This window comes from Streptomyces beijiangensis, from assembly GCF_017315755.1.
Taxonomy (GTDB): Bacteria; Actinomycetota; Actinomycetes; order Streptomycetales; family Streptomycetaceae; genus Streptomyces; species Streptomyces beijiangensis.
This window is the reverse complement of record NZ_JAFLRJ010000157.1, coordinates 75,756-99,265: the sequence shown is the minus strand read 5'-3', so window position 1 is coordinate 99,265 and position 23,510 is coordinate 75,756. Positions and strand designations below refer to the sequence as shown.

The following is a 23,510-nucleotide window of genomic DNA, read 5'->3' as shown; positions in this document are numbered from 1 at the left end:
GGACTTGCCGCGCGGCGTCCGCAGGTCGGGCGCGCGGTCGGCGGGCGGTGCGGTGTCCAGGGCCAGGATGCGCCAGGCGCCGGGGCGGAAGACTTCTGCGACCGTACGGCCCTCCAGCTGGGGATGGCCCGCCACGTCCACCACCGCGAAGAGCAGTACTTTTCGCTCCACCGGTATGGCGCCCAGGATATGACGGCCCATCATGGCGCCTGCGAAGGCGGGCGCGGCGAGGTGGGAGACGCTGCGGCTGCGGGTGAGGGCGCGGGGGTGCGCGGCGCGCAGGGTGCGGAAGACGGCGGTGGCGAAGTCGTCGTCGTACAGGCGCATGACGACGCGGAGTTCGGGTTCGAGGGAGCGGGCGTAGAGGGACGCCTCCAGGTTGGTGGTGTCGGAGCTGGTGAGTGCGAGCAGGGCATGGGCCCGGTGGATACGGGCCGCCTCCAGGGAGCCCACCTGGGTGGCGTCGCCGATGACGGTGGGGACCCGGAGATGGCGTGCGAGGCCGACGCCGCGGGCCTCCGGGTCGACCTCCACGCAGACCACGGGGATGTCGAGTTCGCGCAGCCGCAGGAGTACGCGGGTGCCGATCTTCCCCAGTCCGAGCAGGACGACATGGCCGGAGAGTCCGCGCGAGGGGCGCGGGAGAGTGGAGGAGGAGCGGAAGGTGCCCAGGCCCTCCAAGACGGCGGCGATCAGCACCGGCAGGAGCAGCAGACCGGTCAGGCCGGAGCAGAGCTGCAGGATCTGCCGGCTGGTGGGCTCGTCGACGGCGGGGTCGCCGATCGCGAAGATGTCCAGGAGCGTGAGGTAGACGGCGTGCAGGGGGTGGTCGCCCGTGGTCAGCCAGGACGCGACCGCCAGGCCGAGCACGGACGCGGTGATACCGGCGAACGACCATCGCAGCCGGCGTGAGAAGAGCCGTCCGAGCGGGACCCCGCGGTCGGTGAGGCGCTGGGCGGGCTGCGGTGGGCCCGAGCGGGACACGGCCTCCAGGACCACCGTCCCGCGACCGGTGGCGGCGGCCACGGACCCTTCGTCGGGCAGGAGTTGGGGGCCGTCGGCGCCACTGCCCTCGGCACCCTCCGAGCCCGCAGGGTTCACCGCGGTGGAGGAGAGCAGGGCGAGCGTGCACAGCCCGGGGTCGGCGGTCTCGCCCGGCGCGGGCGGCGGGCGGTCCGCCGCCCGCAGCAGTACACCGTCCGCCTGTACGACCTTGCTGGTACCGGCGACCGCGGACGCCGCCAGCGCCGGGGCCGCCGTGTCCGCGTCCGACAGCACCGTGGTCGACATGTCGAGCACCGCTGCGTCCAGATCCGGGTCGGCGAGCACGGCGGCCTGGTCGAGCACCTCCGCCAGGTACTGCCCCAGCCTGCGGTTGTAGAGCCGGATCACCAGCCGCAGACGGGGGTTGAGGCGGCGGGCGATCAGCGCCCCGCGGATATTGGTCTCGTCGTCCTCGTAGACGAGCGCCAGCGCGGCGGCCCGCCCGACCCCGGCAGCGGCCAGCACCTCGTGGGTCGGCTCGGTCGCCTCCGGGGGAGGCGGCGGGGCGGGGGTCTCGTCGGTGCGGTTCGGATCCGTACGGTTCATCGCGGCCGACACCCTTCCCAGGAATGCCGTAGCCCTGGCGCGTCCGCTCAACGGCAGCTGTGCCAGGGAGGTTTCGGCCAGCGGCGGTACGACGAGAAGGACCTGTTCCCGGTACACCTCCCGCAGTTCGGCGGTGAGCCGGTGCGCGAGCGTGTCGTCGCCACAGACGACCATATGGCCGGTGGGGCCAGGTGGGCCGGTTGGTCCGGGCGGGCCGGCGGGCGCGGCGGGCTGCTGCTGGTGCGGAAGTGAGGACACGGGATCAGAGCATGCCGTACGGATCTACGTGAGGACCAACCAGCGCCGACCGTCGATGAGTTCGCGCGCCGCATCGAGGTGGCCCGCGTGGGCGGCGGTCTCGGTGATGACGTGCAGCACGACCTCCCTCAGGGAGTGCAGGTGCGGCTCGCCGAAGAGATGGTGCGGCCACCACGCGAGGGGAGCGTCCATGGACGTGGCGGTGATGACGGCGTTCGCAAGCTCCGTCTCCCGGCGGTAGCGGTCGATTACGCCGGCGGCCGCGACGTCGGGGCCCACCTGCCAGGCGTCGTCGATGTCGTCAAGATCCCGGATGACGTCCTTGTCGCCGGTGGCGACGGCGCGGAACCAGAACCGTTCCACGTCGAGCGCGAGGTGCTGCACGAGTCCCAGACAGCTCCACCCCGACGGCAGTACGGGCCGCCGCAGCACGCTGTCGTCGAGCCCTTCGAGGATGCCGAGGACGTGGCGGCGCTGACCTTCCAGAGAGGTCAGGAGCGCACGGGTCTCGGCGTCCGGCACCGTGGACCCGGTCACTTCGCGATCTCCCAGATGTGCCCGCCCGGGTCCTTGAAGCTGGCGGTCCGGATGCCCCAGGGCCGGTCCACCGGGCCGTTGAGCAGGGTCACGCCGCGAGCGGCGAGCTCCTTGCACACCGCGTCCACGTCGTCGACGGTGAGGGTGAACTGGCAGCGGGACCCGGCAGCGGGGTCCGCGACGCGCGCGGGCCCGATCAGCCCGTGCGCCTCGGAGATCCGGAGCAGATTGATGAGGGTGTCCCCGAAGCCGAACACCGCGGAGTTGTCGTTCTCGTAGACCACCGGCAGTCCGAAGACCTCGCGGTAGAACTCCTTGGTGGCGTCCAGGTCCTCGGTGAAGAGGGTGACGGCGGTGATGCCCCCGGGCCACGCACGATCTTCTGTTGTGTCGCTCATGGGCAGAAAGGATCTCGTCATCGTATGCGCCCTGGCAATAGCCCCGGTTGAACAGGAGCTGCTCGACACCGGCTTACGTGGCGTCGGGGCTCCCGGACCGCGCGGCGCTCTTCGCCTGCCAGTCCGCCCAGCTGAGATTCCACTCGCCGTAGCCGTTCCCGAGCGCGACCGTGCCCTTGGTCTCGGCTCCGGTGATCTCGAAGGGGTCGCCGACCTGCGTGATGCCGAACAGATAGCCGGCGTTGGCGTCGCTCATGCCGATGCAGCCCGAACTGTGGTTCGTGTTCCCGAAGTAGCGGGCGTTCCAGGGGGCCGCGTGGGCGTACATCCCCGACCAGGTCAGCCGCATCGAGTCGTTGACCATCTTGTTGTACGTGTGGCCGAGCCCGACCGTCTCGGAGCGCATATTGATCGTGCCCTCTCTGGCGATGACGACCGCCGTACCCCGCCAGGACCGCTTGTCGCCGCCCGGGGTGCCGCCGGAGACGGGGATCTGCTTCACCCGGCGCCCGTCCTGGTAGAACGAGAGCTGCTTGGTGTCCAGGTTCACCTTCGTCAACTGGTCCCTGCCGATGGTGAACCGGGTGCTGTAGTCACGTACGAAGAACCCGCCGCCGGAGTCGGTGCCGTTGAGGTCGGCCTTGAGGGCGACCCGGGTGCCGGGCTTCCAGTACTCCTTGGGGCGCCAGTCGACGCGGTCCCTGCCCGAGTAGTCCTGGATCCAGCCCCAGGAGCCCTCGGTGTTGTCCGAGGTGGTGACCTTCAGCTGCCGCTCCACCGCCGCCTTGTTCTTCACCGGGTTGTCGAAGACGATCGAGAGCGGCTGGGCGACACCGACCGCGGTGTCCTTGACGGGGGACATCGTCACCTTGTTGACCCGGCCCGCCGCCGCCGTGGCGAAGGCGGCCCGCGCCGTGCCGCCGTCCGCCGTGGTGGCCCGCACGGTGTATCCGGTGCCCGGGGCCGCGCCGCGGACCGAGGTCCAGGTCCTTCCGTCCGGGGAGAGCTCGCCCGCCAGCGACCCGGCCTTGTCCCCGGTCACCGTGACCTCGTTGAGCTTTCCCTCGGCGAGTGTGACCTTCACCCGGGCCCCTGCCGGGGCCTGCTGCCCCGTGAGGTTCACCGTGATCTTCGGGGCGGTGACCGTGGCCGCCTTCGCCGGATTCTTGTTCCCCGAATCACTCCCGGAACCACTTCCGGATGAATGGCCCGAGCAGGCCGTGAGCGCCAGGGCGCATATCGCTGTGCCGAGCGCCGCGGATTTGCGTATGTTCTTCAACTGGACACCTCCGTGGGGATATTTCTCCGGACTCTAGGACGCGGGGCGCACCGGGAAAGTCGCAATTCCCCCTGTGACGGAGAACGGAGAGCAACGGTCACCGTCCCGTCACATGCGCCGCTCGGGCCGGTCACGGTCCGCTGTGAACATCCTGTGTATGACAGCACTGCTGGTGACCGGCGACCGCGATGTGGAGCTCGGGATGCGCAGCCTCGACACCGCCGAGTACCGTTCCTTCCTCGACGGCCGTCCCGGGGCGAGTTTTCTGCAATATCCGTCCTGGGCGGAAGTGAAAAGCCAGTGGCGTGCCGAAAGGGTCGGATGGTCCCGCGGGAAAGGTGAATTGGCCGGGGCCGCGCTCGTTCTCTACCGGCAATTCCCCGGCACCCGTAAATACTTCGCCTATCTTCCGGAAGGCCCCGTCGCGGACTGGGAAGACCCGGACATGGACCGTTGGATGGGACCGCTCCTCGCGCATCTGCGGCAGGCGGGCGCCTTCGCGGTACGGATAGGACCCTCGCCCGCGTACCGCCGCTGGGACGCCGCCCGGCTGAAGGCGGCCACCGGGCCCGGGCGCAGGATCGGTGACGTACTCGCGACCGAGGTGGATCCGCTGGGGTCCGCCGTCGCCGAGCGGCTGCGGGCGCGCGGCTGGAAGCGGTGCGGCGGCGACGAGGGCGACGCCGACGCGCAGCCCCGCCATGTCTTCCAGGTGCCGCTGGCCGGGCGGAGCACGGACGATCTGTGGGCCGGGCTCAATCAGGAGTGGCGACGCAACGTACGGATCGCGGCGCGTGCCGGAGTGCGGGTCGTCGAGGGCGGGCCCGGCGAACTGGCCGACTTCTACCGGCTGTTGCGTATCACCGAGGAGCGCGACGGCTTCCGGCTCGGCCGCTCGCTCGACTACTTCCAGCGCCAGTACGCCGCCCTCAACGCCGAGCGTGCGGGACGGATGCGGCTCTACCTCGCCGTGCACGACGGGGAGATCCTCGCCGCGCACACCATGATCGTCGCGGGCGGACGGGCCTGGTACCAGACCGGTGCGTCGGCCGACCACCGGCGCGAGGTGCGGCCGAGCAATGCCCTGCAGTGGCAGATGATGCGCGATGCACACGGACTCGGCGCACAGGTGTACGACATGCGCGGGGTACCCTCCACCCTTGATCCGGGCGACCGGTCCTTCGGCCTGCTGCGCTGGAAGCTCGGCACCGGCGGGCAGGCCGTCGAGACGCTGGGGGAGTGGGAGATGTCCATGGGCGGGGCTGCCAACAACACGCTGTACCGGGCCTTCCATGCCTATCTGGCGCGCCGGTGACGGCGACGGCCGAAGAGGCTGGACCCCGGCACGCGCGGTCCAAGGACTCCCTGCTGCGCAGCGGCGCCGTCATGGCCGCCGGCTCCGTGGTCTCGCGCGCCACCGGATTCATACGTTCCGCGGTCGTCGCCGCCGCACTCGGCGTCGCGTTCCTCGGTGACGGTTACGCGGTCGCCAACAACATCCCGAACATCCTCTACACCCTGCTCATCGGCGGCACCCTCAACGCGGTCTTCGTGCCCGAGCTGGTGCGCGCCGCCAAGGAGCACGCCGACGGCGGCGCCGCCTACACCGACCGGCTGCTGACCGCCTGCGCCACCGCGCTGCTGCTGGTCACGGGCGTAGCCGTGGTCGCGGCGCCGCTCATCGTCGGTGCGTACACCGACTACACCGGATCCCAGGCCGGTCTGGTCGTCGCCCTCGCCCGCTACTGCCTGCCCCAGATCTTCTTCTACGGCCTCTTCACCCTCTTCGGGCAGGTGCTCAACGCACGCGGCCGGTTCGGCGCCATGATGTGGACGCCGATCCTCAACAACGTCGTCGTCATCGGGGTGTTCGGACTCTTCCTGGCGACCGCGGCCGGGGGCGGCGAAACCCTGAGCGCCGGTGACGCCCGGCTGCTCGGTTACGGCACCACCGCCGGCATCGCCGTCCAGGCGCTCGCCCTCGTTCCTTCCCTGCGCGCCGCCCGCTTCCGCTGGCGGCCCCGCTTCGACTGGCGCGGCAGCGGGCTCGGCAGGCCGCTGCGCTCCGCCGGGTGGCTGGTGCTGCTCGTGCTGACCAACCAGGCCGCGTACTGGGTGATCACCCGGCTCTCGACGACCGCGGGCCGGCGGGCCGACCACGAGGGCGTGGGCGGCGCGGGCTACGCCGCGTACACCAACGCCAACCTCCTCTGGATGGTCCCGCACGGCATCGTCACCGTCTCCCTGGTCACCGCGCTGCTCCCGCGGATGAGCCGCTCGCACGCCGACGGCGACCTCGCTGCGGTGCGGCGCGACATCTCCTACGGGCTCAGGGTGAGCGCCGCCGCGATCGTCCCCGCGGCCTGTGCGCTGCTGGCGCTCGCGCCGTGGATCCTCGGCGCGGTCTACGGGTACGGGAAGACCGGCGACGCGGACATCACGGTGATGTCCGGGATGCTGATGGCGTTCGCACCCGGCCTCGTCGCACTCTCCGGGCAGTACGTCCTCTCGCGCGGCTTCTACGCGCTCGGCGACACCCGGACCCCCTTCTTCCTCAACCTGGTCATCGCCGGGGTGAACGCGGGGCTGACCGTCGCCGCGTACGCGATGCTGCCCGCGCGCTGGGCGGTCACCGGGATGGCCGGGGCCTACTCGGTGGCGCTCTTCGCGGGCTGCGCGGTCACCGCGTACACCTTGAGCCGGAGGCTCGGCGGGGGCACCGGACCGCTGCGCTCCCCGGCCCTGCGCGCGCACGGTCGGCTGCTGCTCGGTGCGGTCCCCGCCGCGGGCGCCGGATACGGAGCCGCCCGCGCGGCCGAGCCGCTCGGGGACTTCGCGGCGGCCGGCGCCGGGGCCGTCGTCCTCCTCGTGGTCCTGGCGCTGCTCGCCCGGCCGCTCGGGCTCACCGAACTCCACTCCATGTTCAGCAAACTGCTCGGCCGCAGAAGCCGTTGAGACTCCAAGGACACCGACAGCCATGCCACGCGTGCTGCTCATCGAAGACGACCCTTCCGTGCGCGAAGGGGTCGAGCTCGGCCTGCGCCGCCGCGGCCACGAGGTGCGCGCGGCCGAGACGGGCGAGGCGGGACTCATGGAACTCACGTCGTTCCAGCCGGAGTTGGTACTGCTCGACCTGATGCTGCCCGGAATGAACGGCGTCCAGGTCTGCCGCCGTATCCGCGAGACCGAGGAGACGAGCCTGCTGCCGATCATCATGCTCACGGCACGCGGCGACGACTTCGACGTGGTCGTCGGCCTTGAGGCGGGCGCCGACGACTACATCATCAAGCCCGCACGCACCGAGGTGATCGAGGCGCGCATCCGGGCCGTACTGCGCAGACTCGCCGACCCCGGTGGCCGCCGGGGTCCGGAGTTCCACGGCGATCTCGCCCTGGACCGCTCGGGGTTGAGTGCCTCGAAGTCCGGCGAGCGGCTGCAGCTCGCGCCCTCCGAGCTGAAGCTGCTGCTGTACCTCGCCGCCTCGCCCGAACAGGTCTTCAGCCGCCAGCAGCTCCTCGAATCGGTCTGGGAGCACAGCTACCACGGGGACGCCAGGCTGGTCGACGCCTGCGTACGCCGCCTCCGCCACAAGATCGAGGACATCCCGGGCGAACCTCGCTACATCCAGACCGTGCGCGGCTTCGGCTACCGCTTCGGACCGCTGTGAGACGCCGCCTCGTCGGCCGTCTCGCCGGCCGCCTCGGCCTGCGCAGCCGGCTGATCGCCGCCTTCCTGCTGGTGGCCGCCGTCAGCGCGGCCACCACCGCCACCCTCACCTACCGCGAGGCCCGCTCGGTCATCCTGCAGCAGGCGCAGGACACGGCCGTCTCCCAGTTCCGCGACCAGATAGCCACCCAGCACCTGACCCTGCCCATGACCGCCACCTCGCTCGAACACGTCTGCGTCCAGCTCGCTGTGCAGGGCCGCCCGCGCCCGTGGATCGTCTTCGGCGAGTACGGAAAGATCACCGCGTCCTCCTCCGACCACCCCACCTCCAGCGTGGTCAGCGCCCAGCTGCGCCGGCTGACCCGCACCAACGCGCACGGCTCCTTCCAGCGCGTGGTCAAGGGCGGGGTTCCCTGGCTGACCGTCGGGATGCCGGTGATGTTCGGCGAAGGGGAGAACCAGCAGCGCACCGGAATCGTCCTCTACGCCGTGATGAAGCTCGACACCGAGGAAGCCAACATCGACGCCATGGTCACGGCGGCACGCGACGGTGCCCTGCCCGCCCTCGCCGTCGCCCTGATCCCCGCGCTGCTCGCGGCGCGCAGCGTGCTGCGTCCGGTACGCGATCTGCGACGGGCCGCCAGCAGCATGGGCAAGGGCGCGCTCGACACCCGTATCGAGGTGCGGGGATCGGACGAACTCGCCGACCTCGCCTGGACGTTCAACGAATCCGCGGTCGAGCTGGAGCGGTCCGTGGAGGAGCTGCGCAAGGCCGAGGCGCGGGCCAGGCGCTTCGCCTCCGACGTCTCGCACGAACTGCGTACCCCGCTCGCCGGGATGCTCGCCGTCACCGAGGTGCTCGACGAGGACGCCGAGCGGCTCGACCCCGACACCGCGGCCGCCGTCCGGCTGATCTCCGCCGAGACCGGCAAGCTCGCCACCCTGGTCGACGACCTGATGGAGATCTCGCGCTTCGACGCCAAGGCGGCAGAGCTCAACACCGACGAGGTCGACGTGGCGGAGATGATCCGCAAGACGCTCCAGCGGCGGCACTGGGAGGGCAAGGTGAGCGCCGAACTCCCTGACGGGACAAGGGCGATGCTCGATCCGCGCCGCTTCGACATCATCGTCGCCAACCTGGTCGGCAACGCGCTGCGGCACGGATCGCAGCCGGTGACCGTGCGGTTGTACGCGTACGGGGGCACGGACGGGGGCGGGGTCGCGGACGGGGCCGCCGGAAGCCTGGCGGTCGAGGTGACCGACGCCGGACCCGGTGTGGATCCGGCCGTGCTCCCGCACATCTTCGACCGGTTCTTCAAGGCGGACGCGGCGCGCACGCGGTCGGCGGGCAGCGGCCTCGGCCTCGCCATCGCGCTGGAGAACGCACGGTTGCACGGCGGGACCGTGCGCGCGGCCAACGGGCCCGCTGGAGGGGCGGTCTTCACCGTGGAGCTGCCGGTGGGCGAGGCCCTGTGAGGCGGACGGGCCGATGGACCGGGGTGGCTGTCGCCGTTCTCCTGGCGGGTGGCTGCGGCATACGGTCCACCGATGTGGTCGAGGTCGGTGCGCCCGCGACCGCGCAGATCGGGACGCCAGGCCGCGAGGGGCCCACGCTCTACTTCCAGGGGCCGGACGGGCTGATGCCCGTGGTGCGGCCCTACGGGGAGGAAGTCGGTCCGGGCAAGGTGTTCGCCATGCTGATGGCGGGCCCCACGGCGGCCGAGCGCGTCGCGGGACTCCGTACGGAACTCCCCTCGTTCCAGGGCTTTTCGGAGTTGATGCGGAGCCAGGGGGGCGTGCTGATCAGGCTGCACGGTCCGGTGCGGGGCCTCTCCGCCGTCGCCCGCCAGCAACTGGTCTGCACCGCGGCGCACTTCGGAGGGAAGAGCGGGATCACGACCGTACGGATCAACGGCACGGACGGTGATATCGGCGCCGAATCGTGTCTGGTCTGACCTGCAGGCGCCGGGCCGAGCTGTTCCCGGGCAATTCACGCGCCACCCCTTGGAACACACCTGTCCCCCTGGAACCCTGAGGCGCTGCACACGCCTGCCGTCGCACCAGACTCAGGGGGTCTCCCTTGCTCTCGTCCGCCCACATACGCTCCGGCCGGTCGCGCCACCGCGCCAGACCGGTTGCCGCCCTCGCCGTCCTCTCCGCCCTGACACTCACCGGGACCCTCGCGGCCACCGCGCCCGCCCTCGCGGACAACGTCCCCTCCGTCGACGTACGCCCCGCCACCGGCGCCGACATCCTCCGCCCGATATCGGCGCCCGCCGCGAGCGCCCCGGACGGCGGACTCTCCCCCGACGCGGTCGTCGACGGGGACGGCATCGAGACCGCCTCGTCCTCCCAACCCCTCGCGCAGGGCGTGACGCTGACCAAGTTCGACCGGATGGAATCGGACAAGTGGCTGCGGGCCGATGCCCTCTCGGTCGACCTCGGCGGCAGCGCCCGCGTCGACTACCTCTCGTCCGGCAAGGTCTCGAAGCGCGAGACCATCTCGCAGATGGTCTCCCACCACGACGCGGGCCAGGGCCGCACGACGGTCGCCGCGACCAATGCCGACTTCTTCGACATCAACCAGACCGGAGCCCCGCTCGGCTTCGGCATCGCGAACGGCGTCATCGACCACTCCGCGAAGGCCGGTTACAACGCGTCCCTCGGCTTCGGATCCGCCGGTGATCCCGCCGACGCCGCCGGGCGCATCCTCAACCTGACCTTCGACGGAACCCTCACCCTGCCCGACGGCACGCACGCGCTCGACTCGTACAACGCCGCCGACGTCCCGGCGGGCGGCATCGGCCTCTACACCCCGCAGTGGGGCGAGGCCGACCGCGCGCAGACCGTCGACGGCTCGGCGAAGGTCGTCGAGGCGGACATCGTGAACGGCACGGTGGTCGCCGTGAACGACAAGGCCGGCAGCGGTGCGATACCCGACGGCGAGACGGTCCTGATCGGACGTGACACGGGCGCCGACGTACTGTCCGCGCTCAGGCCGGGCGACCACGTGTCGACGGCCTACGAGCCGCGCACCGATGGCGGATCCGTGCCCCGTACCGCCGTCGGCGGATCCGGACTGCTGGTCGTTGACGGACAGGCGCAGAACTGGGAGGGCAGGCCCAACAACGCCACCGCCCCGCGCACCGCCGTCGGGTTCTCCAAGGACGGACTGACGATGCACGTCCTGGTCGTCGACGGACGCCAGGCCGACAGCGGCGGCACCACCCTCACCGAACTCGCCCTGATGATGAAGAAACTGGGTGCCTACAGCGCCCTCAACCTCGACGGCGGCGGCTCCTCCGTCCTGCTCGCCCGCGAGGCGGGCCACACCGGGACGGTCGTGGAGAACAGCCCCTCCGACGGCACCGAGCGCGCGGACGCCACCGGAATCGCCGTCACCGCACCCACCGGCACCGGAAGGATCAAGGCGTACGACGTCGCCGCCGCGACCCCCGCCTCCGCCGCGCCCACCGTCGACCCGGTCAAGGGCGGCCACCCCGACCGCGTCTTCCCCGGGCTCACCCGGCGCCTGACGGCCACCGGTTACGACGCCGCCTACGGGCCCGCGTCCGGCCGCCCCGGCTGGCGCACCTCCCGGCCGGACGTCGGCAAGGTCTCCGCTGACGGCGTCTTCCGCGCCCGCCGCACCGGCACGACCGACGCGCTCGCCCGCAGCGGCGCCGCACACGGCGCGCTGCGGATGACCGTCCTCGGCGCACTCGACCGGATCACCTCCACCACACGCAAGGTCGGTCTCGCCGATCCCGCGGCGAGCGGCAGCTTCGGTCTGGTCGGCCTGGACGCGGTCGGCGACAGCGCGCCGATCGAGCCCGGCGACGTACAACTCACCTATGATCACGCGCTGTTCGACATCACTCCTGACGGATCGAAGGGCAACTTCACGGTCCGTGCCAAAGCCACGAGCGGATCAGGGCTCGTACGCGCCACGGCCGGCGGCAGGACCACGACCCTCGGCGTGACCATCGGTCTCGCGGACCGGGAGGTGGCCTCGTACGACGACGCGGCGCGGTGGACCTTCAGCGCAGCCCGCGCCACCGGTTCACTCGCCCCGGCCGCCGACGGCCACACCGGCACCGCGCTCACCATGAGCTACGACTTCAGCAAGGACACCGCCACCCGCGCCGCCTACGCCAACCCGCCGCAGCAGATCGCCGTCGCAGGCCAGCCGCAGTCCTTCACCCTCTGGATCAAGGGCGACGGCAAGGGCTCCTGGCCGAGCCTGCACCTCAAGGACGCGGCAGGAACCGACCAAGTGCTGCGCGGCCCGTACATCACCTGGACCGGGTGGAAGCAGATCACCTTCACCGTCCCGGCCGGGGTCGCGTACCCCGTGAGTGTCTTCCGCTTCTACATCGCCGAGACGGTGGCGACCCAGCAGTACACCGGGCAGATCGCCATCGACGATCTCCACGCGCAGCTCCCGCCGGACGTGGACCTGCCGGCCGAGCCGGTGGTCAAGGACCCGCTCATCCAGAGCGCGGCCAGGGTCGGGCACCGCGACTGGCGGTTCGCGGTGATGTCCGACGCCCAGTTCGTGGCACGGGCACCGGACAGCGACATCGTGCGGCAGGCGCGCCGCACGCTGAGGGAGATCCGGGCGGCGAAGCCGGACTTCCTTGTCATCAATGGGGATCTCGTCGACGAGGGGTCGGCCGCCGACCTGAAATTCGCCCACCAGGTATTGAACGAAGAGCTGGGCGACGCAGTTCCCTGGTACTACGTGCCGGGCAATCACGAGGTGATGGGCGGTTCGATCGCCACCTTCACCGCCGAATTCGGCCCCGCGCAGCGCACGTTCGACCACCGGGGGACCCGCTTCATCACCCTGGACACCTCGTCGCTGACCCTGCGCGGCGGGGGCTTCGCGCAGGTGAAGGAGGTACGCAAGCAGCTCGACGCGGCAGCCGCCGATCCGGCGGTCGGCTCCGTCGCCGTGATCGAGCACGTACCGCCGCGCGACCCCACCCCGCAGGCGGGCAGCCAGCTGAACGACCGCAAGGAGGCCGCACTCCTGGAGAACTGGCTCTCGGACTTCCAGCACCGCAGCGGCAAGGGCGCCGCGTTCATCGGCGGCCACGTCGGGGTCTTCCACGCCTCGCACGTCGACGGAGTGCCCTATCTCATCAACGGCAACTCCGGAAAGAACCCGGCCGCACCGGCCGCCGACGGCGGCTTCACCGGCTGGTCCCTGGTGGGCGTCGACCGCGGCGCCAGGCCGGACTGGATCTCCGTACAGACCAGGGCACATGTCGACGCGCTGACGCTGACCGCGCCCGCGACCCTGGCCGTCGGGCAGTCGGCACAGGTGAAGGGGGACATCAGCCAGTCCGGACGAACGGTGCCGGTCGCCTGGCCGGTGAGCGCGGACTGGGCCCTGAACCCGGGCAGCGGCGCCTCGTTCGACCCCGCGACCGGGGTGCTGACACCCCGTCGGCCGGGCACGCTGACCGTGACGCTCAAGGTCAACGGGGTGAGCACACAGAGGACGATCACCGTGCTGCCCCGTGTCGGAGTTGGGCTGAACGGGTGAGAGGCGTCATCATCGAGTGATGCAGATAGTGAGTCCAACCGAGGCGGTCCGGTGAGCAGGTACGGCAGATACGACCAGTTCGATGCCACCGACGAGCAGTGGGAAGGGCTTGCCCAGGTCGTACCCCTGAGGAGCCGCAATGAATGGCCCTCCAGAGTCGACCACCGGACCGTCCCCACCGAGTACGCCGAAGAGCAGCGGCGGTTCGTCGTGCTGCGGGTGCAGGTCTTCGCGGACGCCCGCGAGGTCGCCGAGTACCTCATGGCACAGATTCCGGTGCTGCTGGATCTGACCGGTGCGGACATCGCCGTGGCCAAGCGGATCCTGGACTTCAGCACCGGAGTCGTCTTCGGCCTCGGCAGCGGAATGCACCGGGTCGACAAGAACGTCTTCCTGCTCGCCCCGGTCGGCATGGAGGTCGAGGGGATCGCGGCCGAGTCCGTCCCCCGATCGTAGGAAGGTCAACGCGGTGTAACGGTTCGGCAGTTCGGCAGGTGAGTACGGTCCGACCATGGACGTAACCTGCGCGCTGCCGACCGTCACCGAACTACGGCTCAGCGCCTTCAGAACGCACCGCGGCGCGGTCTTCCCGCTGGCCCCCGTGACCCTGTTCGCGGGGGCCGGCGGCAGTGGCAAGTCGACGGTTCTGCAGGCGTACGAAGCCCTGGCCCGGCTCGCCTCTGGCGACCCGCTCGCGGAGGCCTTCCCCGATCCGGCGGGATGCGTGCCGGAGGGGGCCGAACCGGATGCCGAAGGGCGCAGAGGGTTCCGGATCGGGTGCACGGTGGAGGGTCCCGCCGGATCCGTACGCCTCGATCTCGCCGTACAGGCGGAGCCGGAACTGCGCATCGTGGGCGAGCGCCTGACCTGCGGGAAACAGACACTGCTCGCGACCGCGCTGCGCGATCCGCGCCGGTCCACGGTCCAGGCCGCCTGGCACACGGCGGGCTCGGTGCCGGTGACCAGGGCGCCGCTGCCGGACGATCTGCTGGGTACGGCGCTTCTGCCGCTCAGGGTCGCGGGCACGACGGAGGGGCAGCTGAAGGTGCTGGCCGCCGCCGAACAGACAGTGGTGGCACTCCGGTCGGTGTACGCCTGCGATCCGCAGCCGCAGCGGATGCGCGGGCGTGTGACGGTCGGCGCGGGACGGCTGAGGCGCGACTGCGACAACCTCGCCGAGGTCCTGCTCCGCACCCAGTCGGAGTGCGCGATCCGGCACAGGGAGCTCGTCGCCTCCGCGCGGGCGGGGTGCGCGGGACCGGTGGCGGCCGTACGGGCCGAGGAGCTGGCCGACGGGACGGTACGGGCGGTACTCGGCAGGGACGGGGAGCGGGTCACACCGCTGGAGCGGCTGGGGGACGGTGAGTTGAGGTATCTCGCGCTCGCGCTGGTGCTGCTCACGGGGGACCGCGTCCTGGCGATGGATCCGGCGCACGAGGTGCCCGAGGCACTGCAGTCGCTCACCTTTCTGCTCGACGGCTTCGACCGCTGCCTGGACGGACGGCAGTCGAGGCAGCTGCTGGAGCTGGCGGCACGGACCTGCGCACGGGACAACCGCCGTCTGGTGGGCACGGTCGGCGATGCGTCGGCGGCCGCTTCGTACGCGCGTGAGGTGGCGGGCGTCACGGTGGTAGACCTGAGCCGTGACTGAACCACTTGATACTGAGACACCTGATGTGGGCGCACTGCAGGAGCGACTGGCCAGGTTCGCCGAGGCGCGGGGCTGGGAGCCGTACCACACGCCGAAGAACCTGGTGGCGGCGTTGAGCGTGGAGGCCTCGGAACTCCTGGAGATCTTCCAGTGGCTGACGCCCGAGGAGTCCGCCGGGGTGATGGATGACCCGGAGAAGGCGCATCGGGTGGCGGACGAGGTCGCTGACGTACTGGCCTATCTCCTGCAGTTCTGCGAGGTGTTGGGGATCGACGCGCTGGAGGCGCTTTCGGCCAAGATCGACCGGAATGAGCACCGCTTTCCCGTGAAGGATCATCAGGATCGTCACTCTTTGAAGTGACTAAGTTGTCCACAACTGGCTTAGTGTCCACAGATTTCCCGATACCCCTGGCTTTCCTGGCTGCGCTCGCTCACTCTGGGTAATGGAGTGAGTGAGACGGAAAGTCGTACGAAGGGGGGAGTCGTATGGACGCGGTGCGGCTCATCGGGGTGTGTCGGCACGCACTGGCCCAGAGCCGGACGGACGGGGACACGGTGGCGGAGGCCTGGCAGGCGCAGGCCCTCGCGCAGGCGATAGGCAGCCATCTGGCGATGGGTGGTCCCCCCGAACTGAGAGCGGAGGCGCGCGGTCTGGGCGAGTCGGGAAGACGGGGCTGCGCCGCACTCGATCCGGTGGAGCTGAGCATGGGCGCGGTGCGGGCGGCCCGGCTCACCGAGGTGGCCGAGGTACGGGTCGCGCTGACCGGCCTGGGCATCCTGCTCGGGGAGGTCGGGATCGCACTGGTCGGGGTCGGCTGTGCGACGGAGGTGGACGGGCTCTACTGGCAGTGCATCGAGGCGGTGGACGCCGCCGACGAGTCGGGTGACCGGGTGCGCGGAATGCTGCGAAGACTCACGGTGCGGGAACAGGAAAGAGCGTCGGGGCCTGTCCGTGACTCGGCGGCGGGGCCGTCATGACGTCAGTGGGCGACCCCGCCCGCCGGCGGGCGGTCGGCGGAGGACTGCAGATCGGCGTCGAGCCGCGAGAGGTCGGCGGTCAGCGAAGCCATCAACTCCTCCATCTGCTGCAGCAGGCCCTTCGGAGCGTCCTGCTGCTCGGACACGGACTGTTCGGGTACGGCTTCGTGGGACATGGCGGCCTCCTCGGCCCGAGCCCTCCCGCGGGGAGGGCTGCAACAACGAACGACGCACCGGCGGCAGGGGCCGGTGCGCGAGCCGGGCGGTCCGGCTCCGCCCGAGCCAACGACCGGGCCAGGGCGGCAGTCACTGGCACAGAGGTGCGCGGACCACCAGGTTGACGGGATTTCACCCGGCCGCGCGGGTGTGGGGTGGGGTGGGTGAGGCCGGAGAGGTTGACGGGTCCTCGACGGTGCAGGATGGATGAATGGACCTTCGAATCTTCACCGAGCCCCAGCAAGGGGCGAGCTACGACACCCTGCTCACCGTCGCCAAGGCGACCGAGGACCTTGGGTTTGACGCCTTCTACCGCTCGGACCACTACCTCCGCATGGGATCGGGCGACGGGCTGCCCGGGCCGACCGACGCATGGATCACGCTGGCCGGTCTGGCCCGTGAGACCAAGCGGATCCGGCTCGGCACGCTGATGACCGCGGGCACCTTCCGGCTCCCGGGCGTGCTGGCCATCCAGGTGGCACAGGTCGACCAGATGTCGGGCGGCCGGGTCGAACTGGGCCTGGGCGCCGGCTGGTTCGAGGAGGAGCACAAGGCGTACGGCATTCCGTTCCCGAAGGAGAAGTTCGGCCGGCTCGAGGAGCAGCTGGCGATCATCACCGGGCTCTGGGGGACCAAGGTCGGCGAGAAGTTCAGCTATGACGGCACCTACTACCAGCTCGCCGACTCGCCCGCGCTGCCCAAGCCCGCCCAGGCGAAGATCCCGGTGCTGATCGGCGGACACGGAGCGAGCCGCACCCCGCGGCTTGCCGCCCAGTACGCGGACGAGTTCAACATCCCGTTCGCCTCACTGGAGGACAGCGAGAAGCAGTTCGGCCGGGTCAAGGCCGCCGCGGAGCGGGCCGGGCGCGGCAAGGACGACCTGGTGTACTCCAACGCCCTGGTCGTCTGTGTGGGCAAGGACGACGCGGAGGTGACCCGCAGGGCGAACGTCATCGGACGGGACGTGGCGGAGCTGAAGGCCAACGGCCTGGCCGGTTCACCGGCCGAAGTCGTCGACAAGATCGGGCAGTACGAGGCCATCGGGTCGTCCCGGGTCTACCTGCAGGCCCTGGACCTCGGCGACCTCGACCACCTGGAGCTCATTTCCTCCCAGGTCCTGTCCCAGCTCAGCTAGTGGCAGGCCGTGCGATGACCTCGAAGACCGTGCCGAACGGGTCGGTGATCTCGGCCCTGCGGCCGTAGAGGAAGTCCGACACGGGGCCGGAGACGCCTCCGGCCCCGTTGGCCCGCGCCGCCACCGCGTCGGTGTCCGTGACCTCGAACATCGTGTGCCAGCCGGACCTGGCGGCCCCGGGGGCGCCGATGATCCCGCCGATCTCATGTCCGTCCGGGCGGCGCAGGAAGGTGAAGTCCAGTTCGGGCATGGCTTCGTTGGCGTCCAGGGTGAAGCCGAGGAGCGCGGTGTAGAAGGCACGGGCCGGTCCGGGGTCGGGCGTGATGAGGTCGTTGCGGACCAGCGAGTCGGGCTCGTTCACCACCGCGCAGCCGGGCAGGTCGCGGCCCTCCCAGAGGCCGAAGGGGGCGCCGACCGCATCGACCGCGACCGCCGTGCGGGCCAGGGTGCCGAGGTCCGCCGGGCCCTGGACGAGGGATCCGCCCGTATCGGCGATGCGCCGGGACAGGGCGTCGCAGTCCCCGGTCGCGAAGTACATGAGCCACTGCTGCGGGTCGCCCTCCCGGAGTCCGGCCACCGGCTCCCCGTCGAGCAGACAGAGCGTGGTGGAGCCGGACTCCTTCGAGGCGGGTTCGTACTCCCAGCCGAAGACCGCGCGGTAGAAGTCCTGCGCCTGCTTCAGGTCGGGTACGCAGAGGTCGATCCAGGTCGGGGTGGAGTCGGGCTGGTTGCTCGTGATGCGGCTCATCCGGTGCTCCTTCGGGTCGGTCCGAGGGTGCTGACGCTAGGCGCCATGTAGGACAGGTTCCGTCCCAGAGGGTCCAGGGTGGGTAGAAAGTCCCTGGCCTGGGCGGTCGTACCAGGCAATACTCGGACGTGTGTTCCTGACGATCAGTACCTACGGCACCCCAGAGCGTCCCGCGACCGAGCTCGGCTTCCTGCTGCACAAGCATCCCGAGAAAGCGCAGACGTTCTCCACCTCCCATGGCACGGCGCATGTCCTCTACCCCGAGGCGACCGCCGAGCGCTGCACGGCGGCGCTTCTCCTGGAGGTGGACCCCGTGGCGCTGGTGCGCAGGGGCAAGGGCAAGGGGCGCGGCGGTGCGCCCGATGCGGCGCTCGCGCAGTACGTGAACGACCGGCCGTACGCCGCGTCCTCGCTGTTGTCCGTCGCGATGAGCACCGTATTCAAGAGCGCCCTGCGCGGGGTGTGCGAGGCACGCCCCGAGCTGGCCGCCGAGCCGATGCCGTTGCGGATCGAGGTGCCCGCGCTGCCCGCGCGCGGCGGCCCCGACCTGGTGCAGAAGCTCTTCGGCCCGCTCGGCTGGTCGAGCGTCGTCGCCGAACCGGTGGCGCTGGACGAGCAGTTCCCCGAGTGGGGTGACTCCCGGTACGTACGTCTCGTGCTCGAAGGGGAGCTGCGGCTCGCCGACGCGCTGCGGCAGCTGTACGTCCTGCTGCCGGTGCTCGACGACGCCAAGCACTACTGGGTCGCACCCGACGAGGTCGACAAGCTGCTGCGAGCCGGCGAGGGCTGGCTGGCGGAGCACCCCGAACAGAAGCTGATCACCAGCCGCTATCTCTCGCACCGCTGGGGGCTGACCCGGCAGGCGATGGAGGCGCTGGAACTCGTACGGCTCGCGGAGGCGGACGACAGCGAGGTCGAGGAGATCGACAACGCCGTCGACGAGACCACGGACACGGAGGACACCCCGGTTCCGCTCGCCGTGCAGCGGCGCGAGGCGATTCTCGAAGCGCTGCGTGCTGCCGGCGCGGGACGGGTGCTCGACCTCGGCTGCGGGCAGGGCCAGTTGGTGCACGAGCTGCTGAAGGACGTGCGTTTCACCGAGGTCGTCGGAGTCGATGTGTCGATGCGCGCGCTGAACATCGCCGCGCGCCGGCTGCGCATCGAGCGGATGGGGGAGCGGCAGTCCGGTCGCGTCAAGCTGATGCAGGGCTCGCTCGCGTACACCGACAAGCGGCTCAAGGGGTACGACGCGGCGGTCCTCAGCGAGGTCATCGAGCACCTCGACCTGCCCCGGCTGCCCGCCCTGGAGTACGCCGTGTTCGGTACGGCCCGCCCCGGGACCGTACTGGTGACCACGCCCAACGTCGAGTACAACGTCCGCTGGGAGACCCTGCCGGCCGGGCATGTGCGTCACGGCGACCACCGCTTCGAGTGGACGCGCGAGGAGTTCCGGACGTGGGCGGGAGCGGTCGCCGAACGGCACGGCTACGGCGTGGAGTTCGTGGCCGTGGGCCCCGACGACCCCGAGGTGGGGCCGCCCACCCAGATGGCGGTCTTCACGATGGCGGCGAAGAACGCGAAGAACGACGAGACGGACAAGAAGGAGGCGAAGGCCGCATGACCAGTACCGACACCGCCACGACCAACAGCACCAGCAAGCGCACTCTCCCGGTGACCGACCTCTCCCTCGTGGTCCTGATCGGAGCCACCGGGTCGGGCAAGTCCACCTTCGCTCGCGCCCACTTCAAGCCCACCGAGATCATCTCCTCCGACTTCTGCCGCGGCCTCGTGGCCGACGACGAGAACGACCAGAGCGCGAGCGGCGACGCCTTCGACGTCCTGCACTACATCGCCGGAAAGCGTCTCGCCGCCGGCCGGCTGACCGTCGTCGACGCCACCAGCGTGCAGTCCGAGAGCCGCAAGCAGCTCGTCAGCCTCGCCCGCGAACACGACGTCCTGCCCATCGCGATCGTCCTCGACCTGCCCGAAGCGGTCTGCGCGGAGCGCAATGCCGCACGCCCCGACCGGGCCGGCATGCCCCGCCATGTCATCGCGCGCCACCGCCGCGAACTCCACCGCTCGCTGCGCGGTCTGGAGCGCGAGGGCTTCCGCAAGGTGCACATCCTGCGCTCGGTGGAGGAGGTGGAGAGCGCTGAGGTCGTTCTGGAGAAGCGCTACAACGACCTCACCCACCTCACCGGTCCCTTCGACATCATCGGGGACATCCATGGCTGCCGCTCCGAGCTGGACACCCTGCTGGGCGAGCTCGGTTACGTCGACGGGGCGCACCCCGAGGGCCGTACGGCCGTCTTCGTCGGGGACCTGGTCGACCGCGGCCCCGACAGTCCTGGCGTACTGCGCCGGGTGATGTCGATGGTGGCCGCGGGCAACGCACTGTGCGTCCCCGGGAACCATGAGAACAAGCTCGGCCGTTACCTCAAGGGAAGGAACGTCCAGCACACCCACGGACTCGCCGAGACCATCGAGCAGCTGGAGAAGGAGAGCGACGAATTCCGCACGCTGGTGCGTGAGTTCATCGACGGACTGGTAAGCCACTACGTCCTGGACGGCGGCAAGCTCGTCGTCTGTCACGCGGGGCTGCCCGAGAAGTACCACGGCCGCACCTCGGGCCGGGTCCGCTCGCACGCGCTGTACGGGGACACGACCGGGGAGACCGACGAGTTCGGCCTGCCCGTGCGCTACCCGTGGGCCGAGGACTACCGCGGACGTGCCGCGGTCGTCTACGGGCACACCCCGGTCCCGTCCACCAGCTGGATCAACAACACCATCTGTCTGGACACCGGCGCGGTCTTCGGCGGGAAGATGACGGCACTGCGCTGGCCGGAGCGCGAGCTCGTCGACGTGCCGGCCGAGCAGGTCTGGTACGAGCCGGTCAAGCCCCTCACCACCGAGGCGCCGGGCGGTCTCGACGGACGTCCGCTGGACCTCGCCGACGTCAACGGCCGCCGGATCGTGGAGACCCGGCACTCGGGCCGCGTCGCCGTGCGCGAGGAGAACGCGGCGGCCGCGCTGGAGGTCATGAGCCGGTTCGCGGTCGACCCGCGCCTGCTCGCCTACCTCCCGCCGACGATGTCCCCGACCGGGACGTCCAACGTGGACGGCTACCTGGAGCACCCGGCCGAGGCCTTCGCCCAGTACAAGAGTGACGGCGTGGGCAAGGTCGTGTGCGAGGAGAAGCACATGGGCTCGCGCGCGGTCGCCCTGGTCTGCCGCGACGCGGACGTGGCACGCGAGCGCTTCGGCGTGGAAGGACCGACCGGCGCGCTCCACACCCGCACCGGACGGCCCTTCTTCTCCGACGGGACCGTCACCGAGGAGATCCTCGGCCGACTGCGCACCGCCGTCACCGAGGCCGGACTCTGGGACGAGCTCGACACCGACTGGCTGCTGCTCGACGCCGAGCTGATGCCCTGGTCGCTCAAGGCGTCGGGCCTGCTGCGCACGCAGTACGCCGCCGTGGGCGCCGCGTCGCGAGCCGTCTTCCCCGGAGCGGTCAGCGTCCTTGAGGCCGCGGTCGCGCGCGGTGTCGAGGGGCTCGACGGACTGCTCGCCAAGCAGTACGAACGGGCGGCCGACGCCGCCGCGTTCACCGACGCCTACCGTCGCTACTGCTGGACCACCGAGGGCCTGGACGGCGTACGGCTCGCGCCCTTCCAGCTCCTCGCTGCCCAGGGCCGCAGCCTCGCCGCCGTACCGCACGACGAGCAGCTGGCCTGGCTGGACCGGCTGGTGGAGCACGACCCAACCGGTCTGCTGCAGACCACCCGGCGCCTGGTCGTCGACACCGGCGACGAGGCCTCCGTGCAGGCGGGCACCGACTGGTGGCTGGAGATGACCGGCCGCGGCGGCGAGGGCATGGTCGTCAAGCCGCTCCAGGCGCTGGTGCGCGACGGCAAGGGCAGGCTGGTCCAGCCGGGCATCAAGGTGCGCGGACGCGAGTACCTGCGGATCATCTACGGTCCCGAGTACACCCGCCCGGAGAACCTGGCGAGGCTGCGCCAGCGCTTCCTCGGCCACAAGCGCTCGCTCGCCCTGCGCGAGTACGGGCTCGGCCTGGAGGCCCTGGACCGGCTCGCCGGGGGCGAACCGCTGTGGCGCGTCCATGAGGCGGTCTTCGCCGTACTCGCACTGGAGTCGGAGCCGGTGGACCCGCGCCTCTGATCGGGGCACTCAGGGGGTGGGCCCGGCCGCCCGGGGACAGGATGGGGACATGGGATTCCATGTCGACTCCGAGTCCGGGCGGCTGCGCCGCGTCATCCTCCACCGGCCCGATCTGGAGCTGAAGCGCCTCACCCCCAGCAACAAGGACGCGCTGCTCTTCGACGATGTGCTCTGGGTGCGCCGGGCCCGCCAGGAGCACGACGGATTCGCCGATGTGCTGCGCGACCGCGGGGTCGAGGTGCATCTCTTCGGCGATCTGCTCCGGGAGTCCCTCGAAGTCCCCGAGGCGAGAGCACTGGTCCTGGACCGGGTTTTCGACGAGAAGGAGTACGGTCCGCTCGCCACCGGCCATCTGCGTGCGGCCTTCGACAAAATGCCCGCGGCCGATCTCGTCGGGGCGCTGGTCGGCGGGATGACCAAGCGGGAGTTCCTCCAGGGGCATGCGGAGCCGACTTCCGTCCGCTTCCATGTCATGGACCTGGACGACTTCCTGCTCGGCCCGCTCCCCAACCACCTCTTCACCCGCGACACCTCCGCCTGGATCTACGACGGCGTCTCCATCAACGCGATGCGCTGGCCCGCCAGGCAGCGCGAGACGGTCCACTTCGAGGCGATCTACCGGCACCACCCGCTCTTCGCCCGCGAGACCTTCCACACCTGGTCGCGGGGGCAGGGCGATTACCCCTCGACCATCGAGGGCGGCGACGTCCTGGTCATCGGCAACGGCGCGGTCCTGATCGGGATGAGCGAGCGCACCACCCCGCAGGCGGTGGAGATGCTGGCCCGCGGGCTGTTCGCGGCCGGTTCGGCGAAGACCATCGTGGCCCTCGACATGCCCAAGCGCCGGGCCTTCATGCACCTGGACACGGTGATGACGATGGTCGACGGGGACACCTTCACGCAGTACGCGGGCCTCGGCATGCTCCGCTCGTACACGATCGAACCGGGCGCAGCCGAGAGCGAGCTCAAGGTCACGGACCACCCGCCGGAGCACATGCACCGCGCCATCGCCGCCGCGCTCGGCCTGGACTCCGTCCGCGTCCTGACCGCGACGCAGGATGTGCACTCGGCCGAGCGCGAGCAGTGGGACGACGGCTGCAACGTCCTGGCGGTGGAGCCGGGCGTGGTCGTCGCGTACGAGCGCAATGTGACCACCAATACGCATCTGCGGAAACAGGGCATCGAGGTCATCGAGATCCGCGGCAGTGAACTGGGGCGGGGCCGGGGCGGGCCGCGGTGCATGAGCTGCCCGGTCGAACGGGATGCCGCGTGAGGCCGCGTGAGACTGCGTCGAACAGGACATGCCGTATAGTGATGC

20 protein-coding genes are annotated in these 23,510 nt (G+C 70.7%); 14 read left to right on the top strand and 6 right to left on the bottom strand.

The genetic code is table 11. The features are described 5' to 3' along the window. The 4 genes from J0695_RS17680 to J0695_RS17665 all read right to left on the bottom strand — a co-directional run. The coding region (locus J0695_RS17680; RefSeq protein ID WP_206963040.1) for an NAD-binding protein at positions 1–1,764 on the bottom strand (1,764 nt) is incomplete at its 3' end. A 108-nt stretch (positions 1,765–1,872) separates the two neighbouring features. Further along, complete coding sequence (locus J0695_RS17675) at positions 1,873–2,385, bottom strand: DinB family protein (RefSeq protein ID WP_307798669.1); 513 nt, start codon at positions 2,383–2,385, stop codon at positions 1,873–1,875. After that, a complete protein-coding gene (locus J0695_RS17670; protein WP_206963035.1) occupies positions 2,382–2,783 on the bottom strand; it encodes a VOC family protein in 402 nt (133 codons plus the stop codon). Before J0695_RS17670 ends, J0695_RS17675 begins: the two co-directional genes overlap by 4 nt. Before the next feature lie 73 nt (positions 2,784–2,856). Continuing rightward, complete coding sequence (locus J0695_RS17665; RefSeq protein ID WP_206963034.1) at positions 2,857–4,062, bottom strand: L,D-transpeptidase; 1,206 nt, start codon at positions 4,060–4,062, stop codon at positions 2,857–2,859. A 157-nt stretch (positions 4,063–4,219) separates the two neighbouring features. Here J0695_RS17665 and J0695_RS17660 point away from each other — a divergent pair, with 157 nt between their 5' ends. From J0695_RS17660 to J0695_RS17615, 10 genes are all read left to right on the top strand, one after another. After that, entirely contained in the window at positions 4,220–5,377 is a 1,158-nt protein-coding gene (locus J0695_RS17660; RefSeq protein ID WP_206963033.1) for a lipid II:glycine glycyltransferase FemX, read from the top strand. Beyond that, entirely contained in the window at positions 5,374–7,017 is a 1,644-nt protein-coding gene (gene murJ / locus J0695_RS17655) for a murein biosynthesis integral membrane protein MurJ (protein ID WP_307798668.1), read from the top strand. The genes J0695_RS17660 and murJ overlap by 4 nt, the downstream gene beginning before the upstream one ends. Positions 7,018–7,039: 22 nt before the next feature. Further along, positions 7,040–7,729 (top strand): response regulator, encoded by a 690-nt coding sequence (locus tag J0695_RS17650; RefSeq protein WP_206963031.1) that lies wholly within the window; start codon positions 7,040–7,042, stop codon positions 7,727–7,729. Beyond that, complete coding sequence (locus tag J0695_RS17645; RefSeq protein ID WP_206963030.1) at positions 7,726–9,204, top strand: ATP-binding protein; 1,479 nt, start codon at positions 7,726–7,728, stop codon at positions 9,202–9,204. The genes J0695_RS17650 and J0695_RS17645 overlap by 4 nt, the downstream gene beginning before the upstream one ends. 23 nt (positions 9,205–9,227) lie before the next feature. Next, positions 9,228–9,683 (top strand): hypothetical protein, encoded by a 456-nt coding sequence (locus J0695_RS17640; RefSeq protein ID WP_206963029.1) that lies wholly within the window; start codon positions 9,228–9,230, stop codon positions 9,681–9,683. Positions 9,684–9,808: 125 nt separating this feature from the next. Beyond that, on the top strand, positions 9,809–13,282 hold the full coding sequence (locus J0695_RS17635) for a phosphodiester glycosidase family protein (protein ID WP_242552792.1): 3,474 nt from the start codon (positions 9,809–9,811) through the stop codon (positions 13,280–13,282). A gap of 51 nt (positions 13,283–13,333) precedes the next feature. Beyond that, positions 13,334–13,738 (top strand): cell division protein SepF, encoded by a 405-nt coding sequence (locus J0695_RS17630; RefSeq protein ID WP_206963028.1) that lies wholly within the window; start codon positions 13,334–13,336, stop codon positions 13,736–13,738. Positions 13,739–13,793: 55 nt separating this feature from the next. Then, a complete protein-coding gene (locus J0695_RS17625; RefSeq protein ID WP_206963027.1) occupies positions 13,794–14,933 on the top strand; it encodes an AAA family ATPase in 1,140 nt (379 codons plus the stop codon). A 25-nt stretch (positions 14,934–14,958) separates the two neighbouring features. Next, positions 14,959–15,294: a nucleotide pyrophosphohydrolase gene (locus tag J0695_RS17620; protein WP_372445790.1), complete on the top strand. Its 336-nt coding sequence runs from the start codon at positions 14,959–14,961 to the stop codon at positions 15,292–15,294. Positions 15,295–15,419: 125 nt separating this feature from the next. Then, a complete protein-coding gene (locus J0695_RS17615) occupies positions 15,420–15,911 on the top strand; it encodes a DUF6099 family protein (protein WP_206963025.1) in 492 nt (163 codons plus the stop codon). Positions 15,912–15,913: 2 nt separating this feature from the next. On the opposite strand, the gene J0695_RS17610 is transcribed toward J0695_RS17615, so the two are convergent. Further along, entirely contained in the window at positions 15,914–16,087 is a 174-nt protein-coding gene (locus J0695_RS17610; RefSeq protein ID WP_206963024.1) for a hypothetical protein, read from the bottom strand. A 251-nt stretch (positions 16,088–16,338) separates the two neighbouring features. Between J0695_RS17610 and J0695_RS17605 the strand changes: the two genes are divergently transcribed. Further along, a complete protein-coding gene (locus J0695_RS17605) occupies positions 16,339–17,262 on the top strand; it encodes an LLM class F420-dependent oxidoreductase (RefSeq protein ID WP_206963023.1) in 924 nt (307 codons plus the stop codon). On the opposite strand, the gene J0695_RS17600 is transcribed toward J0695_RS17605, so the two are convergent. After that, positions 17,255–18,010 carry a VOC family protein gene (locus tag J0695_RS17600; RefSeq protein WP_206963022.1) on the bottom strand — a complete coding sequence of 252 codons (756 nt, stop codon included), beginning with the start codon at positions 18,008–18,010 and terminating at the stop codon, positions 17,255–17,257. The two genes, J0695_RS17605 and J0695_RS17600, sit on opposite strands and share 8 nt — an antisense overlap. A gap of 130 nt (positions 18,011–18,140) precedes the next feature. On the opposite strand from J0695_RS17600, the gene J0695_RS17595 reads away from it, so the two are divergent. Genes J0695_RS17595 through J0695_RS17585 form a run of 3 tightly spaced genes read left to right on the top strand, consistent with a single transcriptional unit; the run spans position 18,141 to position 23,465 of the window. Further along, positions 18,141–19,631 (top strand): 3' terminal RNA ribose 2'-O-methyltransferase Hen1, encoded by a 1,491-nt coding sequence (locus J0695_RS17595; RefSeq protein ID WP_206963021.1) that lies wholly within the window; start codon positions 18,141–18,143, stop codon positions 19,629–19,631. Then, entirely contained in the window at positions 19,628–22,192 is a 2,565-nt protein-coding gene (locus J0695_RS17590) for a polynucleotide kinase-phosphatase (protein WP_206963020.1), read from the top strand. Before J0695_RS17595 ends, J0695_RS17590 begins: the two co-directional genes overlap by 4 nt. Positions 22,193–22,241: 49 nt before the next feature. Continuing rightward, positions 22,242–23,465: an arginine deiminase gene (locus J0695_RS17585; protein WP_206963019.1), complete on the top strand. Its 1,224-nt coding sequence runs from the start codon at positions 22,242–22,244 to the stop codon at positions 23,463–23,465. Positions 23,466–23,510 lie beyond the last annotated feature (45 nt).

What these genes read in the sequence shown, in the direction of transcription:
- J0695_RS17670 (WP_206963035.1), bottom strand. Translation starts at nt 2,783, where the DNA reads ATGAGCGACACAACAGAAGATCGTGCGTGGCCCGGGGGCATCACCGCC.
- J0695_RS17660 (WP_206963033.1), top strand. Translation starts at nt 4,220, where the DNA reads ATGACAGCACTGCTGGTGACCGGCGACCGCGATGTGGAGCTCGGGATG.
- J0695_RS17650 (WP_206963031.1), top strand. Translation starts at nt 7,040, where the DNA reads ATGCCACGCGTGCTGCTCATCGAAGACGACCCTTCCGTGCGCGAAGGG.
- J0695_RS17625 (WP_206963027.1), top strand. Translation starts at nt 13,794, where the DNA reads ATGGACGTAACCTGCGCGCTGCCGACCGTCACCGAACTACGGCTCAGC.
- J0695_RS17615 (WP_206963025.1), top strand. Translation starts at nt 15,420, where the DNA reads ATGGACGCGGTGCGGCTCATCGGGGTGTGTCGGCACGCACTGGCCCAG.
- J0695_RS17610 (WP_206963024.1), bottom strand. Translation starts at nt 16,087, where the DNA reads ATGTCCCACGAAGCCGTACCCGAACAGTCCGTGTCCGAGCAGCAGGAC.
- J0695_RS17605 (WP_206963023.1), top strand. Translation starts at nt 16,339, where the DNA reads ATGGACCTTCGAATCTTCACCGAGCCCCAGCAAGGGGCGAGCTACGAC.
- J0695_RS17600 (WP_206963022.1), bottom strand. Translation starts at nt 18,010, where the DNA reads ATGAGCCGCATCACGAGCAACCAGCCCGACTCCACCCCGACCTGGATC.
- J0695_RS17590 (WP_206963020.1), top strand. Translation starts at nt 19,628, where the DNA reads ATGACCAGTACCGACACCGCCACGACCAACAGCACCAGCAAGCGCACT.
- J0695_RS17585 (WP_206963019.1), top strand. Translation starts at nt 22,242, where the DNA reads ATGGGATTCCATGTCGACTCCGAGTCCGGGCGGCTGCGCCGCGTCATC.